This window comes from Faecalibacillus intestinalis (assembly GCF_003024685.1).
In the GTDB taxonomy this organism is placed as follows: domain Bacteria; phylum Bacillota_I; class Bacilli_A; order Erysipelotrichales; family Coprobacillaceae; genus Faecalibacillus; species Faecalibacillus intestinalis.
This window is the reverse complement of record NZ_PYLQ01000002.1, coordinates 250,722-265,014: the sequence shown is the minus strand read 5'-3', so window position 1 is coordinate 265,014 and position 14,293 is coordinate 250,722. Positions and strand designations below refer to the sequence as shown.

General features: G+C 29.1%; 12 protein-coding genes and 1 other RNA gene. All 13 read right to left on the bottom strand.

What is annotated here, in order from left to right; all coding sequences use genetic code 11:
* Window positions 1-74: 74 nt before the first annotated feature.
* The gene (gene recR / locus C7U54_RS02900; protein ID WP_107029243.1) at window positions 75-665 is read right to left on the bottom strand and encodes a recombination mediator RecR; all 591 of its coding nucleotides are present in this window, start codon (window positions 663-665) and stop codon (window positions 75-77) included.
* 9 nt (window positions 666-674) lie between these two features.
* Window positions 675-2,477 carry a DNA polymerase III subunit gamma/tau gene (gene dnaX / locus C7U54_RS02895; protein ID WP_107029242.1) on the bottom strand — a complete coding sequence of 601 codons (1,803 nt, stop codon included), beginning with the start codon at window positions 2,475-2,477 and terminating at the stop codon, window positions 675-677.
* Between the two features lie 50 nt (window positions 2,478-2,527).
* Complete coding sequence (locus C7U54_RS02890; RefSeq protein WP_022002035.1) at window positions 2,528-2,980, bottom strand: nucleoside deaminase; 453 nt, start codon at window positions 2,978-2,980, stop codon at window positions 2,528-2,530.
* Between the two features lie 16 nt (window positions 2,981-2,996).
* Window positions 2,997-3,085: signal recognition particle sRNA small type (gene ffs, locus C7U54_RS02885), an RNA gene on the bottom strand.
* Between the two features lie 25 nt (window positions 3,086-3,110).
* Complete coding sequence (locus tag C7U54_RS02880; RefSeq protein ID WP_032091113.1) at window positions 3,111-3,617, bottom strand: GNAT family N-acetyltransferase; 507 nt, start codon at window positions 3,615-3,617, stop codon at window positions 3,111-3,113.
* A gap of 40 nt (window positions 3,618-3,657) precedes the next feature.
* Complete coding sequence (gene serS, locus C7U54_RS02875; RefSeq protein ID WP_022002037.1) at window positions 3,658-4,944, bottom strand: serine--tRNA ligase; 1,287 nt, start codon at window positions 4,942-4,944, stop codon at window positions 3,658-3,660.
* Between the two features lie 48 nt (window positions 4,945-4,992).
* A complete protein-coding gene (locus tag C7U54_RS02870) occupies window positions 4,993-5,394 on the bottom strand; it encodes a DUF4186 domain-containing protein (RefSeq protein WP_227351971.1) in 402 nt (133 codons plus the stop codon).
* On the bottom strand, window positions 5,375-7,843 hold the full coding sequence (gene gyrA / locus C7U54_RS02865; RefSeq protein ID WP_107029241.1) for a DNA gyrase subunit A: 2,469 nt from the start codon (window positions 7,841-7,843) through the stop codon (window positions 5,375-5,377). The genes C7U54_RS02870 and gyrA overlap by 20 nt, the downstream gene beginning before the upstream one ends.
* Window positions 7,844-7,855: 12 nt before the next feature.
* Window positions 7,856-9,784 (bottom strand): DNA topoisomerase (ATP-hydrolyzing) subunit B, encoded by a 1,929-nt coding sequence (gyrB, locus tag C7U54_RS02860; RefSeq protein WP_022002040.1) that lies wholly within the window; start codon window positions 9,782-9,784, stop codon window positions 7,856-7,858.
* Window positions 9,784-10,872 carry a DNA replication/repair protein RecF gene (gene recF, locus C7U54_RS02855; protein ID WP_107029240.1) on the bottom strand — a complete coding sequence of 363 codons (1,089 nt, stop codon included), beginning with the start codon at window positions 10,870-10,872 and terminating at the stop codon, window positions 9,784-9,786. Before recF ends, gyrB begins: the two co-directional genes overlap by 1 nt.
* Complete coding sequence (gene yaaA / locus C7U54_RS02850; protein ID WP_022002042.1) at window positions 10,859-11,074, bottom strand: S4 domain-containing protein YaaA; 216 nt, start codon at window positions 11,072-11,074, stop codon at window positions 10,859-10,861. The genes recF and yaaA overlap by 14 nt, the downstream gene beginning before the upstream one ends.
* Window positions 11,075-11,273: 199 nt before the next feature.
* Window positions 11,274-12,383 carry a DNA polymerase III subunit beta gene (gene dnaN / locus C7U54_RS02845; RefSeq protein WP_107029239.1) on the bottom strand — a complete coding sequence of 370 codons (1,110 nt, stop codon included), beginning with the start codon at window positions 12,381-12,383 and terminating at the stop codon, window positions 11,274-11,276.
* 143 nt (window positions 12,384-12,526) lie between these two features.
* Window positions 12,527-13,858 (bottom strand): chromosomal replication initiator protein DnaA, encoded by a 1,332-nt coding sequence (gene dnaA / locus C7U54_RS02840; protein WP_022002044.1) that lies wholly within the window; start codon window positions 13,856-13,858, stop codon window positions 12,527-12,529.
* Window positions 13,859-14,293: the final 435 nt, after the last annotated feature.

Genomic DNA, 14,293 nt, shown 5'->3' with positions numbered 1-14,293 from the left:
AATACTTCTCTCCTCTTTCTTCATTATTATAACTGATTTTTCTATTTAAACAAGAAAATACCTCTTGCAAGGTCTTATATTTTCTTTCTTCCTTCTAAAGATTTTAATAATGTTAATTCATCTGCATAATCAATATTACTTCCTATTGGTAATCCATTAGCAATTCTACTTGTTTCTATTCCTTTTTTCGCTAACAACTTAGCTAGAAACAATGCTGTTGTTTCACCTTCTCTTGTTGGATTCGTTGCAATAATCACTTCTTTAACTCCATCAAGTCTTTCAAATAAAGAATTAATATTTAAATCATCTATCGTTTTACCATCAATCATAGAAATCGTCCCATGTAAAACATGATATAATCCATGATATTCTCTTACCTTTTCCATAGCAAAAACATCTTTAGGACTTTCTACAACACAAATAACTGATTGATCCCTTGTTTCATCTTTACAAATTTCACAAAGTTCACCTTCACAAATATGTCCACATTTTTTACAGTAATGGATATTATCTTGAAAATGAGATAACACATTTGCAAACTCTTGGACATATTCTTTATCCATTGATAAAACATGATAAGCTAATCTTTCTGCAGATTTACCACCTATTCCTGGTAGTCTTTTAAAACATTCAACTAAATCTGTAAATGACTTTGGATAATTCATAATACACTCCTATTCTTCAAATTCAACAATCTCATCACCAAACATATCAATCGCATATTGTTGAGCTTCTGTAAGTTCTACAACCGGTTCATGATATTCATCAATATGATGTAAAACAATTGGTTGTGGTTGTGGTAATTTTTTTTCTTTACTAAGTTGAATAAATTTTTGTCTCATATTTGGCCAATCTGCTTCCATTACTGCAATAAAATCGTATTCTGATCCTAAAACTTCCTTTAAGAAATTTTTTAATGGATAATAATTTTCTGTATAGTTAATACTATTCACTTCTGGTTGATATTTCAATGTCAAAATAAAACCTTTTTCACCAGCAGCTACAGGTTTAGCATCACATAGCATATTTGCATATTTAGCAGTATTAAGATTATAACAATATCTTCTAATAACTGGCCATTTATCTTGAATATCATTTAAAACTGTTCTTTTTGCCTGTACTAAAATATTTAAAATGTCATTAAAGTCTACTTCAATTTGAGCTGTTGTTTTTACTTCTTTTACCTCTTCTTTAGATTCTTCCACAGGAGTTTCTACTTGTTCAACTTTCGGTTCTTTCTTTTCTTCTACCTTTTCTTGTAAATATTCTTGAGGTTCAATTACTGGTTCTTGTATCTTTTCTACTGGTTTTTCAACCACTTCTTCTTGTTGAACTTCAACCAATGTTTCATGTGAAACATTTTCAATAACTTTTGGTTCTTCTACAACAACTTCTTTATGTTCATTTTCAATTTGATTACATATCTTTAATAAAGCTAATTCAAAATATGTTGATGAATCTACAGCCTGTCCATAATGACTACTTGCATCCATAAAAATATCAATCATTTGAAATGCTTCTTCTACTAATATATAAGGAACAATTTGTTGGATATCGTTTTTATGCAAAACAAATAATAAAGATAAATCTTGCGTGTTTTTAAAAATAATAACATCTTTTAAAACATCTATTAAATCTTGTGTCAATCTCTTTAAATCAATACTTAAAGACATCATATGATCTAATGTTTTTAAAACATTCTTCATATCCTTTGTCAGTAATAATTTAATTAAACGTATTTTTTCATCATTTGCTAATAAACCATAAACTTTATTAATATTTTCTACTGTTAAATGTCTATCATACGCTAAACATTGTTCTAAAATACTTAAAGCATCCCTCATTCCCCCATCAGCCAACTTAGAAATAATTTCAAGAGATTCTTCATCATATTCTACATTTTCTTCTTTTAATACATATTCCAAACGACTAATAATATCATGTTCATCCACACGTTTGAAATCAAATCTTTGACAACGTGAAATAATAGTTGGCAAAATTTTATGTGGTTCTGTTGTTGCTAGAATAAATACGATATGTGCTGGTGGTTCTTCTAATGTTTTTAATAAAGCATTGAATGCTTCAGGTGTCATCATATGAACTTCATCAATAATATAAACTTTATATTTAGCATTAATAGGGGCATATTTTACTTTATCTATCAAATCTCTAACTTCATTGACTCCATTATTACTTGCCGCATCAATTTCAATAACATCAGGATGATCCCCTTGAGTAATTGCTTTACAGTTAGGACATTCATTACATGGAGGATGATCTCCTGTACAGTTAATAGCTTTAGCTAATATTTTAGCAATCGTTGTTTTCCCTGTTCCACGTGGTCCAGCAAATAAATAAGCATGCGCTATTCTATTTTCTTTAATTGCATTTTTTAATGTAATTGTAACATGACTTTGTCCAGCGACATCTTCAAATGTTTGCGGACGATAAGTACGATACAAGGCTTTATATGACATATTCTCAACTCCTATCTCCTACATTATACACGAAAAAAAGATATGAGTAATCATATCTTTTGACGTTTCTTTTTAAAATAGTCTTTTATTAACTTTGAACATTTATCTTTTAAAATATCTGATTGAATCATGGGAATATAATTAAGTTTAGGATCTGGTAAATGAATCAATTTATCTAAAGACATCCATCTTGTATCACTTGCACCATAAACAACTCTTTGAATATGACTTTGAATAATAGCTCCCGAACACATTAAACAAGGTTCTAAAGTTGTATAAAGTGTACATTCATCTAAGCGCCATCTTCCTATTTTTTTACAAGCTTCTTCAATAGCTAACATTTCTGCATGACCATAAGTTTGATTTAAATACTCTCTTTGATTATATGCACGGGCAATAATTTGATCATCTTTTACAATGATACATCCAATTGGCACATCATCATGTTTTAATGCTTTTAAAGCTTCTTGATAAGCTATTTCCATATATTCTTCATCATTCATCTTTTTTTCCTCTAAAAATAAAGACCATCACACATAGACGGTACTTCTTAATGCTGCTACCTTCCGGTCCTGACATGGTTCGAAGCCGCCTATTGTAATGGCAAATATGATTATAACGTATTTTAGTTTTTTAATCAATATATAAATTCATTAAAAGTGCATCATAATACTTTTGGTTGACATTAAACATTTGAGGATATCTCCCTATTTCTTGAAAATTAAACTTTTTATAAAGATTAATAGCTGATAAATTATCCTCTTTCACTTCCAAATCAAGAACTTTTAAAGATGTTTCTTTGATCATTTCTAAAGCTTCTTCCATCATCATTGAAGCAATCCCCATATTCCAATATTCTTTTTTAACAGTGATTGCAAAATGACCAATATGTTTTAATCTTTCTTTTTGTTCACCTTGAATAGATAATAAAGAAACAAGTTCATCATCAATAAAACCACATAAAAGTAAGCTATTTTCTTGATCAATAAAATCTTGAATAACTTCCATTTCTTCAAATTCATTTAAATAACATTCATTTAAACCATAAGTTAAGTTATCACTTTCTCCACCAACCTGATTTAAATAATCAATAATCATTGAAGCATCCTCAATTTCTGCTTCACTTATAAATAATTCCATCTTTTTCTTACCTTTCTATAAAAAAGAGTCACCGAAGTGACTATTTTTTAGGAATAATAATGTCTTTACCACCCATATAAGGACGTAACGCTTCTGGAATATTAATAGATCCATCTTCATTATAGTTATTTTCAATAAAAGCAATAACTGCTCTTGTTGAAGCTAAAACTGTATTATTTAAAGTAGAAACATAATAATTTCCATTTTCACCTTTAGCACGAATACCTAAACGTCTAGCTTGTGCATCTCCTAATGTTGAACAAGAACCAACTTCAAAATATTTTTGTTGTCTTGGTGACCAAGCTTCAACATCACATGATTTAACTTTTAAATCAGCTAAATCTCCAGAACAACATTCTAATGTTCTTACTGGAATATCTAAACTTCTAAATAATTCAACTGTATATGACCACATTTTGTCATACCATTCCATAGCTTCTTCTGGTTTACATAAAACAACCATTTCTTGTTTTTCAAATTGATGAACACGATAAATACCACGTTCTTCAATACCATGAGCACCTACTTCTTTTCTAAAACATGGTGAATAAGAAGTCATTGTAATTGGTAATTCTTCTTCTTTAACGATTTGATCTTTAAATTTACCAATCATACTATGTTCAGAAGTTCCAATTAAGTATAAATCTTCACCTTCAATTTTATACATCATGGCATCCATTTCATCAAATGACATAACACCTGTAACAACATCACTACGAATCATGAATGGTGGAATACAATAAGTAAATCCTTTATCAATCATGAAATCTCTAGCGTATGAAAGCATTGCTGATGATAAACGAGCGATATCTCCCATTAAATAATAGAAACCATTTCCACTTGTTCTACCTGAAGCTTCTTTATCTAAACCATTAAAACGAGCAATGATATCAGCATGGTATGGAATTTCATACTCAGGTACAACTGGATCTCCGTATTTTTGAATTTCTACGTTTTCTGAATCATCTTTTCCAATAGGTACTGAATCATGAATGATATTTGGTATTTTCATCATGATTTCTTTTAATTCTTTACCATATTCTTCTTCTTTAACTTCTAAATCTTTTAATTCTTCTGCCATAGAAGTTACTTTTGCTTTAATTTCTTCAGCTTCATCTCTTTTGCCTTCTCTCATTAAAGCACCAATTTCTTTAGAATATTTATTTCTTAAACTTCTAATTTCACTGGCTCTTGTGACAACTTCACGATAATCTTTATCTAATTTATAAGCTTCATCTACTAATCCAACTTTTTCATCTTGAAATTTTTTCTTCATATTTTCTTTGACTAAAGTAGGATTTTCTCTAATTAAATTAATATCAATCATTTTCTTTCCCCTTATATTATTAATAACTGCCTTGATTATACATCAAGGCTATTTTCTTTGCAATTCTCTTTTAATCCAAGCCATAATCACTTGAACAATCATCTCTTGTTGACTGTCATTTAACTGTGTATGTGGCTTAATATGATACCACTTATATAAACACCCTCGACAACATGAAGCCGTGGCATGTTGAGCAATAAACACAGGATGATTTTTCATCGGTGTTTGCTTTCCATCATTTAAAATCACAGCCGGTGCTATTCTTTTAGAAATAAAATCTCTGGCGTGTTGTTCTATAACATCTAAGCCTTTTTCATTACAATAATCTTTATACTTTTTAGCAAGATGAAAAGAACTTCTAAACTTTGAATGATCTAAACGATTAAACAATCTTTTTAATTCTTCCCCATTCATTTCTAAAAGAGTCAGATTACTCTGACTCTTCTTCACCTTCTTCTACAACTTCTTCTTCATTTTTAGCAACAACTTCCACAGAAGAAACCTTGCTATCATGTACTTTAATAAGTCTTACACCTTGAGTCGCACGTCCTGCTGTTTTAACTTGTTCCATAGGTAAACGAATCACAATACCATCATCAGTAATAATTAATAAATCTTCATTACCTTCTACTGCTCTAATAGCCACAATTTGTCCATTACGTTCAGTAACATTAATTGTCTTAACACCTTTTCCACCACGATTAGAAACACGATATTCATCAATTGGTGACATCTTACCATAACCTTTTTCCGTAACAACCATAATTAATTGTCCTTCACGGTTTGTTGTCATACCAATAACTTTAGAACCATCAACATTAATACCTTTTACACCACTTGCACTTCTTCCCATTGGTCTAACATGACCTTCAGAGAATCTTACAAGTTTACCATTACTAGCAGCAATTAAGATTTCATCATCCCCTTTAGTTAATTTAACACCAACTAAAGAATCATCTTCTTTTAACTTAATAGCAATCTTACCTGTTTGTCTAATGTTTTCAAATTCTGAAATATCAACACGTTTAACTAAACCTTGTTCAGTAGCAAAGAATAAATACCAATGTTTATCTTCTTCAATCATTTTCTTATTAATATTAATTAATGATTTAACACTTTCATCTTTATCAAGATTTAAAATATTAACAATTGGTAATCCCTTAGCAGTTCTACCAAATTCAGGAATATTATATCCTTTCAAACGGTATACCTTTCCTTTATTTGTAAAGATCAATAAATCATCATGTGTTGACATATGAATAAGTGAACTAATCACATCATCTTGTGTTGTTGACATACCTTTAACACCACGTCCACCTCTGTTTTGAGATTTATAAGTATCTACTGGCATACGTTTTACATAACCATTATTTGTAAGTGAGATGATAACATCTTCTACTGGAATTAAGTCTTCATCTTCAATATCAAATGTTCCTTGAATAATTTCAGTACGACGTTTATCACCATATTTTTCTTTCATTTCTAATAATTCATTTCTAATGATTTCTAAGATACGTTCTTCATTAGCAAGAATATCTTTTAAATCAGCAATTGTAATTAATAAATTATTTAATTCTTCTTCAATCTTTTCTCTTTCCAAACCAGCTAAACGTTGTAATTGCATTTCTCTTACAGCTTTAGCTTGTTTATCAGACATTCCAAATTCATCCATTAATCTTTGTTGAATGATTTCAGTTGTTCTACTTGTACGAATTAATTGAATAATTTCATCGATATGATCTAAGGCTTTCTTTAAACCTTCTAAAATATGTGCTCTTGCTTCTGCTTTATTTAATTCAAATTGTGTTCTACGACGAATAACTTCTTCTTGATGTTGTAAATAATATTGAATTAATTCTTTAAGTGTTAAAGTTTTAGGTTCATTATTAACTAAAGCAATATTATTGACACCAAATGTTGTTTGTAAAGAAGTTAATTTATATAATTGATTTAAAATAACTTCTGCTTGAACATCTCTCTTTAATTCAATGACAATTCGAATTCCTTCACGGTTTGATTCATCACGAACATCACTAATACCTTCAACAACTTTATCACGTGCTAAATGCGCAATCTTTTCGACTAATCTTGCTTTATTTACTTGATAAGGAATTTCATAAGCAACGATTCTTTGTCTTCCCTTATGTTCTTCAATTTCTGTTTTTGCACGCATAACGATTAAACCATTACCTGTTTCATAGGATTTTTTAATCGCACTCTTTCCTAAAATATATCCTCCTGTAGGAAAATCAGGTCCTTGAATATAATTTTCCATTAATTCTAAAACAGTAATATCAGGATTTTTACTTACCGCAATAACGGCATCAATCACTTCACCAATATTATGAGGTGGCATATTTGTAGCCATCCCAACAGCGATTCCTGTTGTCCCATTGACCAATAAGTTAGGAATACGACAAGGTAATACCGATGGTTCTCTTTCTTCACCATCATAGTTTGGAATAAAATCAATCGTATCTTTGTTGATATCTCTCATTAATTCCATTGAAATTTTAGACATTCTCGCTTCAGTATAACGCATGGCGGCAGCGCCGTCACCGTCAATTGAACCAAAGTTTCCATGACCATCTACAAGCATATAACGATATGAGAAATCTTGTGCCATTCTCACTAAGGCTTCATAAATTGAAGAATCTCCATGAGGGTGATATTTCCCCATAACTTCCCCAACGATACGCGCAGATTTCTTATACGCTTTATCACTATAACAACCAAGTTCATTCATACCATAAACAATACGTCTTTGAACTGGTTTCATTCCATCTCTTACATCAGGTAATGCACGTGCTACGATAACTGACATGGCATAATTCATGAAAGAAGTTTTCATTTCTGATGTTAATTGAATTTTTCTAATTCCTTTTTCTTGATTATCCATTTTCTACTCCTTCTAAATATCTAAATCAGTTACATATTTTGCGTTTTCTTGAATAAATTCTCTACGAGGTTCAACTTTTTCTCCCATTAAAACATCAAAAATCATATCAGCTTCCATCGCTTCATCTAATTCAATACGATTTAAAATACGATGTTCAGGATCCATTGTTGTTTCCCATAATTGATCCGCATTCATTTCTCCTAACCCTTTATATCTTTGGATAGAATATTTTGCACCTTCACCTAACTTTGTTCTTAAATCATCTAATTCTTCATCACTATATAAATAGTGTTCTTCTTTTCCATGTTTTAATAAATAAAGTGGAGGTTGAGCCGCATAAACAAAGCCACCTTCAATTAAAGGTTTTAAATAACGATATAAGAAAGTTAACATTAAAATACGAATATGTCCTCCATCGACATCGGCGTCGGTCATAATAACGATTTTATGATAACGTAATTTATTAATATCAAAATCTTCACCAATTCCTGTACCAAAAGCAGTAATCATACTACGAATCGTATCACTTGATAAAACACGATCTAATCGCGCTTTTTCAACATTTAAGATTTTACCACGAAGCGGTAAGATAGCTTGAATACGACGATCTCTACCCATCTTAGCACTACCCCCGGCAGAATCCCCTTCGACAATGAAGATTTCACATTCACTAGCATCTCTTGATGAGCAGTCAGCTAATTTCCCAGGCAATGATGTAATTTCCATTCCTGTTTTTCTTCTTGTCATTTCACGTGCTTTTTTCGCAGCTAAACGTGCATGAGAAGCAACGATTGCTTTTTCAACAATAATTTTGGCAGTATCAGGATTTTCTAATAAAAATTGATCCAATGATTTAGAAATAATATTTGAAGCAATTTTTCTTACTTCTGCATTTCCTAATTTTGTTTTTGTTTGTCCTTCATATTGAGGATCAGGATGTTTAACAGAAATAATCGCTGTTAAACCTTCACGACAATCTTCTCCTGATAAAGCATCATCTTTTTCTTTTAAGAAGTTTCCTTTTCTTGCATAGTTATTAATAACCCTTGTAAGAGCTAAACGGAAACCTTCTTCATGTGTTCCTCCTTCATGTGTATTAATATTATTACAGAAAGAGTAAATATTTTCTTGATAACCATCATTATATTGCATTGAAACTTCAATCTTAATATCATTTTGCATATCTTCTACATAAATGATTTCATCATGAATTGGTGTTTTATTTTTGTTGATATAAGCAACATATTCCTTAATACCACCTTCATACATATAATCATGTTCACGATTTTGTCCATCTCTTAAATCAGTTAAACTAATTCTTAATCCCTTATTTAAGAAAGCAAGTTCTCTAATTCTTTGTCTTAAAACTTCATAATCATAAGTTGTTGTTTCTTTAAAGATTTCAGCATCTGCTTTAAAAGTAACTTTTGTTCCTTGCTTATCAGTAGGTCCTAATTCTTTTAATGGTGCAACTGGTGTCCCACCATTTTCAAATCTTTGATAGTATTCTTTTCCATCACGATAAACATTGACTTCTAGCCATGAAGATAAGGCATTAACAACAGAAGCACCTACACCATGCAATCCACCGGAAACTTTGTAGCCTCCGCCACCAAATTTACCACCAGCATGTAAAACAGTAAAAATTGTTTCAACTGTTGATTTACCTGTCTTAGCGTGTTTTCCAGTTGGCATTCCACGACCATCATCAATAACTTCAACTACATCGTCATCTTTCAAAATTACTTTAATATGACTTGCATACCCTGCTAAAGCTTCATCGATTGAGTTATCAACAATTTCCCAAACCAAATGATGTAACCCTCTAGATGATGTTGTACCAATATACATACCTGGTCTTTTTCTAACAGCTTCTAATCCTTCTAATACTTGGATATCTGACTCATCATAGCTATGTTGTACTTTATTTTCTTCTGCCATCATTTTTCCTCCCTATGATTAATATTAATTTTCTTAGCTTCTTTAATAACATGATGTTCTATTCCATCTATTGATGTTGTTGTAATAAACGTTTGAATACGATTATTTAAAATATCTAAAAGTTTTGTTTTTCTTTGATCATCTAATTCTGATAAAACATCATCTAATAAAAGAATAGGATATTCTCCAATTTCTTCTTTTATTAATTCTATTAAAGCTATTTTCATACTTAAAACGATTGTTCTTTGTTGACCTTGAGAAGCAAACTGATGTGCACTCTTATTATCAATAAAGATCTTCATATCTTCCTTATGAATTCCATAATAAGTACTTAAATATCTTAAATCTCTTTCAAATCCTTTTTGATAAAGTTTTAAAATATCTTCTTTATTAACATTTTTAATAAAACATTCATACTGCAATTCAACGATCTCATGACAATTTGCAATATTTAAATAAATATCTTTTACTTTTAAAGATAAACGTTCGATAAAATTATTTCTTTTTTCAATAATCTTAATTTGAACTTCAGCTAATTGCTCATCTAAAGTTTCTAGATATTCATCATATTTACCTCTTCTTTGATTCAATAATTTAAGATACTGATTTCTTTCCTTTAATAATCGATTATACTTAGTAAGATAAAAAACATAAATTGGTGAGATTTTAGATAACTCCAAATCTAAAAACTTTCTTCTAATACTCGGAGAACCTTTAACCAATGATAAATCATCTGGTACAAAAACAACCGCATTTAAATAACCTACATAATCTGAAATCTTTAAAATATCTTTTCCATCCACTTTTGCTTTTTTTGATTCCTTAGATAAAATAAGTTCTAATTGATGCATTCTTTCATTAGAAAAAACATTTCCTTTTACTTTTGCAAAGTCATGATCAAATCGAATCATTTGATCATTGATATGTGTTCTAAAAGATTTACAGACAGATAATAAATAGATTGCTTCAATAATATTCGTTTTCCCTTGAGCATTCCCACCAATTAAAATATTAATTCCTTGATCAAACTCAATAAAAAAATGATTATAATTTCTAAAATCAGTCAGTTCTAAATTATTGATGCGCATTTATACAATAAAAATTTCCTTCAAATTCAACTTGGTCACCATCATGAAGCTTTTTTCCTCTTCTAAGTTCCACTTCACCATTGACCTTTACTTGACCATCTTTAATAATCATTTTTGCTTCAATCCCACTAGATACAAGATTAACAAATTTTAAAAATTGATCTAATTTAATATATTCATCTTTAATTGGTATTTCTTTCATACTTAACCTTCTTTTCTCTATAATTGTACTAAGTTAGTATATCATAAAAATCATAAAAATTCAAAATATTGCGCTATATTCGCTATTTTTATTTACGAATAGAAAAATACTTTTTTGATAAAAAAGCTCTTAAAATAAAAATTACTCCCCAAATAAACAATTAAAAGGAAAATTTACAAAAAAAAGAAGCTTTCGCTTCTTAATATGTTCTAACTGGTAAAACAAGTTGTAATAATTCATCAGAATCAAAATCTTTAACGATGAATGGTTTCATTTCTCCAGTGAATAATATTTTTATTTTATCACCACTAAATGATTTAATAGCATCACTTGCATATTTACAACTAAATGAAATAGTAAGTGGTTCTCCTTTATAGAAAGAAGAAGCTAAATTTTCTTCTACTGAACCAATTTCTTGTTGATATGAAGATAAAATAACTTGTTCATTAGACATATCTAATTTCACAATATTATTTTGTTCATTTAATAATAATGAAACACGGTCAATCGCATTTAATAAATCAGCTCTATTAATATCTAATTCATAATCAAATTCTAAAGGAATCAATCGAGCTGTATCAGGATAAGATCCATCAATCAAACGTGTTTGAATAATATTTTTATCAAACACAAATAATACTTTACGTTCAGATACATATAATTCAATAAGTTCATCTTTTTCAATAATCTTACTAATTTCATCTAAACTTAATTTAGGAATCGTAATATTAAAAGTCACATCTTCATCAATAGAAATAATCTTTTTAGCTAAACGATAACTATCAGTAGCAACAACTTCTAAAACATGATCATGTGCTTTAAAATTGATACCAGTTAAAATAGGTCTTGTTTCTTTATCACTAGCAGCAAACTTTGTTTCTCCAATAATATCTTTTAATACAAGAGCATTCATTATAAAATGAGTTCCTGTTTTACTTAAATCAATACGTGGATATTCAATAGCATCAGTACCATTTAAGCTGTATTCAATTTGACTTCCTTTAATACGAGTAAGTAAACCATCAATAATTTCAATTTCAATATCGTCACTATTGATCTTTCTTACAATATCAAAGATATAACGACTATTTAAAACAACTGCTCCTTCTTTAAGGATTACTAAATCATCATCTTCATCAATAATTGTTTGAATAGTGATATCACTATCACTTCCTGTTAAGATAAGTTGATGAGCTTGTAAATCAAATTTAATACCTGTTAAAACAGGTAAAGGACTACGAACAGATACAGCTCTTGTTGCTTTAGCAAGTGCGTTTAATAATTTTATTCTTTTAATTCTAAAATGCATATTTGCCTCCTGTTATTTATATATTTAAAAATAAGTCATTATTACTATTAGCATGTGAACAATGTGAATAAATGTAAAATATGTTGATTTTATCAATGTTTTTTATATGAATATCAATGTGCACATATTGTTGATATTAGTCACTACATTGTGCCTAACTTTTGTTTAAGCTTATCTACAGCGAGTTTATAATCTGGATCTTTTTTGATTTTTGTTTCTACTCTTTTACAAGCTTTCATAACTGTAGAATGGTCTCGATTGGAAAAAGTTGTTCCAATTTCACTAAAAGTAATATCCAAAAGTTCCCTCATTAAATACATACATATTTCACGAGGTGTTACCAAGTTTCTCGTTCTATTTTTAGAAATAATTTGACTAATGGTTAAATAATAGAATTCAGCAGTTGTTTTTAAAATGAATTCTTTTGTTAGTGGTTCTTGTGCTTTTTTTATAGTTTTTTGATCTTTAAAGACTTCAGATGCAAAATTCATATCTATGTAATTAGTTGATTCCATGATACTACAGAAGAATAGTCGTTTTAATTGACCTTCTAAAGAACGAATATCATTACAATAATTCATAACCATGAAGTCTAAAACATCATCTGTAATAACTAAATCTGTATTACCTAGATTTTCTATTTTCTTCTCTAAAATTGCCTTTGCTGTTTCAAATTCAGGTGGATCTATTCCAAAAGATAGACCTGATTTAAAACGACTAATTAAACGTTCTTCAATTCCTTGAAGTTCATCAGGCATTTTATCACTTGTAATAACAATTTGATGATTGTTATTAATGATTTCATTAAATATATGGAAGAACATCTCACTACTTTTTTCTTTTCCAAATAAAAATTGAATATCATCAATTAATAAAATATCAAGATTTCTATAATAACTATAAATCTCATCTGTTGTATTTGTTTTTATAGAATTAATAATTTCATCCACAAAATCCTTAGAAGTAATATATCTTACTAATAAATTAGGATTTGTTTCTTTTGCTTTATTTCCAATAGCATTTAATAAATGTGTTTTTCCAAGCCCTGGATGACTATATAAAAATAAAGGATTAAAGTTCATACCAGGTTTAGTTGATACAAGTAAAGCAGCATTTTGTGCCATACGGTTTGAATTTCCTACGATAAAATTAGCAAATGTCATATCAGGATGAAGATGACTATCGATTTTAGGAACCTTTTTTTGTTTAGATTTTTTATATTCTTCTACTTCTAATACTTTGATTTTTATTGGTTTAGAAAAAGAATTAGAAAGAATAGATTCTATTTCTGCTCGTTTTTCTAAAATAGCATCAATATTCCATTTTAATTCAGTGGTGATAATAACTTGATTATCTTCAATTTCTTCTAGAGTTGCAGGTTTAAATAGTGAGTCCAAGATGATCTTATCATCAACTATTTTATTTTTTTCTAAAGTTTCTACACAAGATGACCAGATTTTGTTTAAATCTTGCACAATTTTCAACTCCCTTTCGACTCAATTATATAAAAGATGTGAACTCTTTTAAAGGAAAAATACTGTCTGCACAATAGCTTCACAATTTTATTCACAAAAAAAGTGTGAAATATCAATCATTTAGAGTACTTATTCACATTATTCACAACTTCATTTTTCGCTATGAATTTTATTAAATGTGAACTTAGTGCATATTGTATAGAATAAAAAACAATGTGCACATAGGTGTTCACAATAAAAAATACGCTGATATCAATGCATTTTTTACTAATTCACACATATGAATAACTCAGTTCACCACGTGAATAAGCATGTGCAAAACTTGTCGAAATATAAAATTTAACAAAAAATGAATATTCACAATGTGAATTTTAAGAAAAATTGCGATTTTTCCTAGAAAAATAGAAGAATTGTAAAATAAAGGTTAAGATGAAA

What these genes read in the sequence shown, in the direction of transcription:
- dnaN (WP_107029239.1), bottom strand. Translation starts at nt 12,383, where the DNA reads ATGCATTTTAGAATTAAAAGAATAAAATTATTAAACGCACTTGCTAAA.
- recR (WP_107029243.1), bottom strand. Translation starts at nt 665, where the DNA reads ATGAATTATCCAAAGTCATTTACAGATTTAGTTGAATGTTTTAAAAGA.
- yaaA (WP_022002042.1), bottom strand. Translation starts at nt 11,074, where the DNA reads ATGAAAGAAATACCAATTAAAGATGAATATATTAAATTAGATCAATTT.
- serS (WP_022002037.1), bottom strand. Translation starts at nt 4,944, where the DNA reads ATGATTGATATTAATTTAATTAGAGAAAATCCTACTTTAGTCAAAGAA.
- C7U54_RS02890 (WP_022002035.1), bottom strand. Translation starts at nt 2,980, where the DNA reads ATGAATGATGAAGAATATATGGAAATAGCTTATCAAGAAGCTTTAAAA.
- dnaX (WP_107029242.1), bottom strand. Translation starts at nt 2,477, where the DNA reads ATGTCATATAAAGCCTTGTATCGTACTTATCGTCCGCAAACATTTGAA.
- C7U54_RS02880 (WP_032091113.1), bottom strand. Translation starts at nt 3,617, where the DNA reads ATGGAATTATTTATAAGTGAAGCAGAAATTGAGGATGCTTCAATGATT.
- gyrA (WP_107029241.1), bottom strand. Translation starts at nt 7,843, where the DNA reads ATGGATAATCAAGAAAAAGGAATTAGAAAAATTCAATTAACATCAGAA.
- gyrB (WP_022002040.1), bottom strand. Translation starts at nt 9,784, where the DNA reads ATGGCAGAAGAAAATAAAGTACAACATAGCTATGATGAGTCAGATATC.
- recF (WP_107029240.1), bottom strand. Translation starts at nt 10,872, where the DNA reads ATGCGCATCAATAATTTAGAACTGACTGATTTTAGAAATTATAATCAT.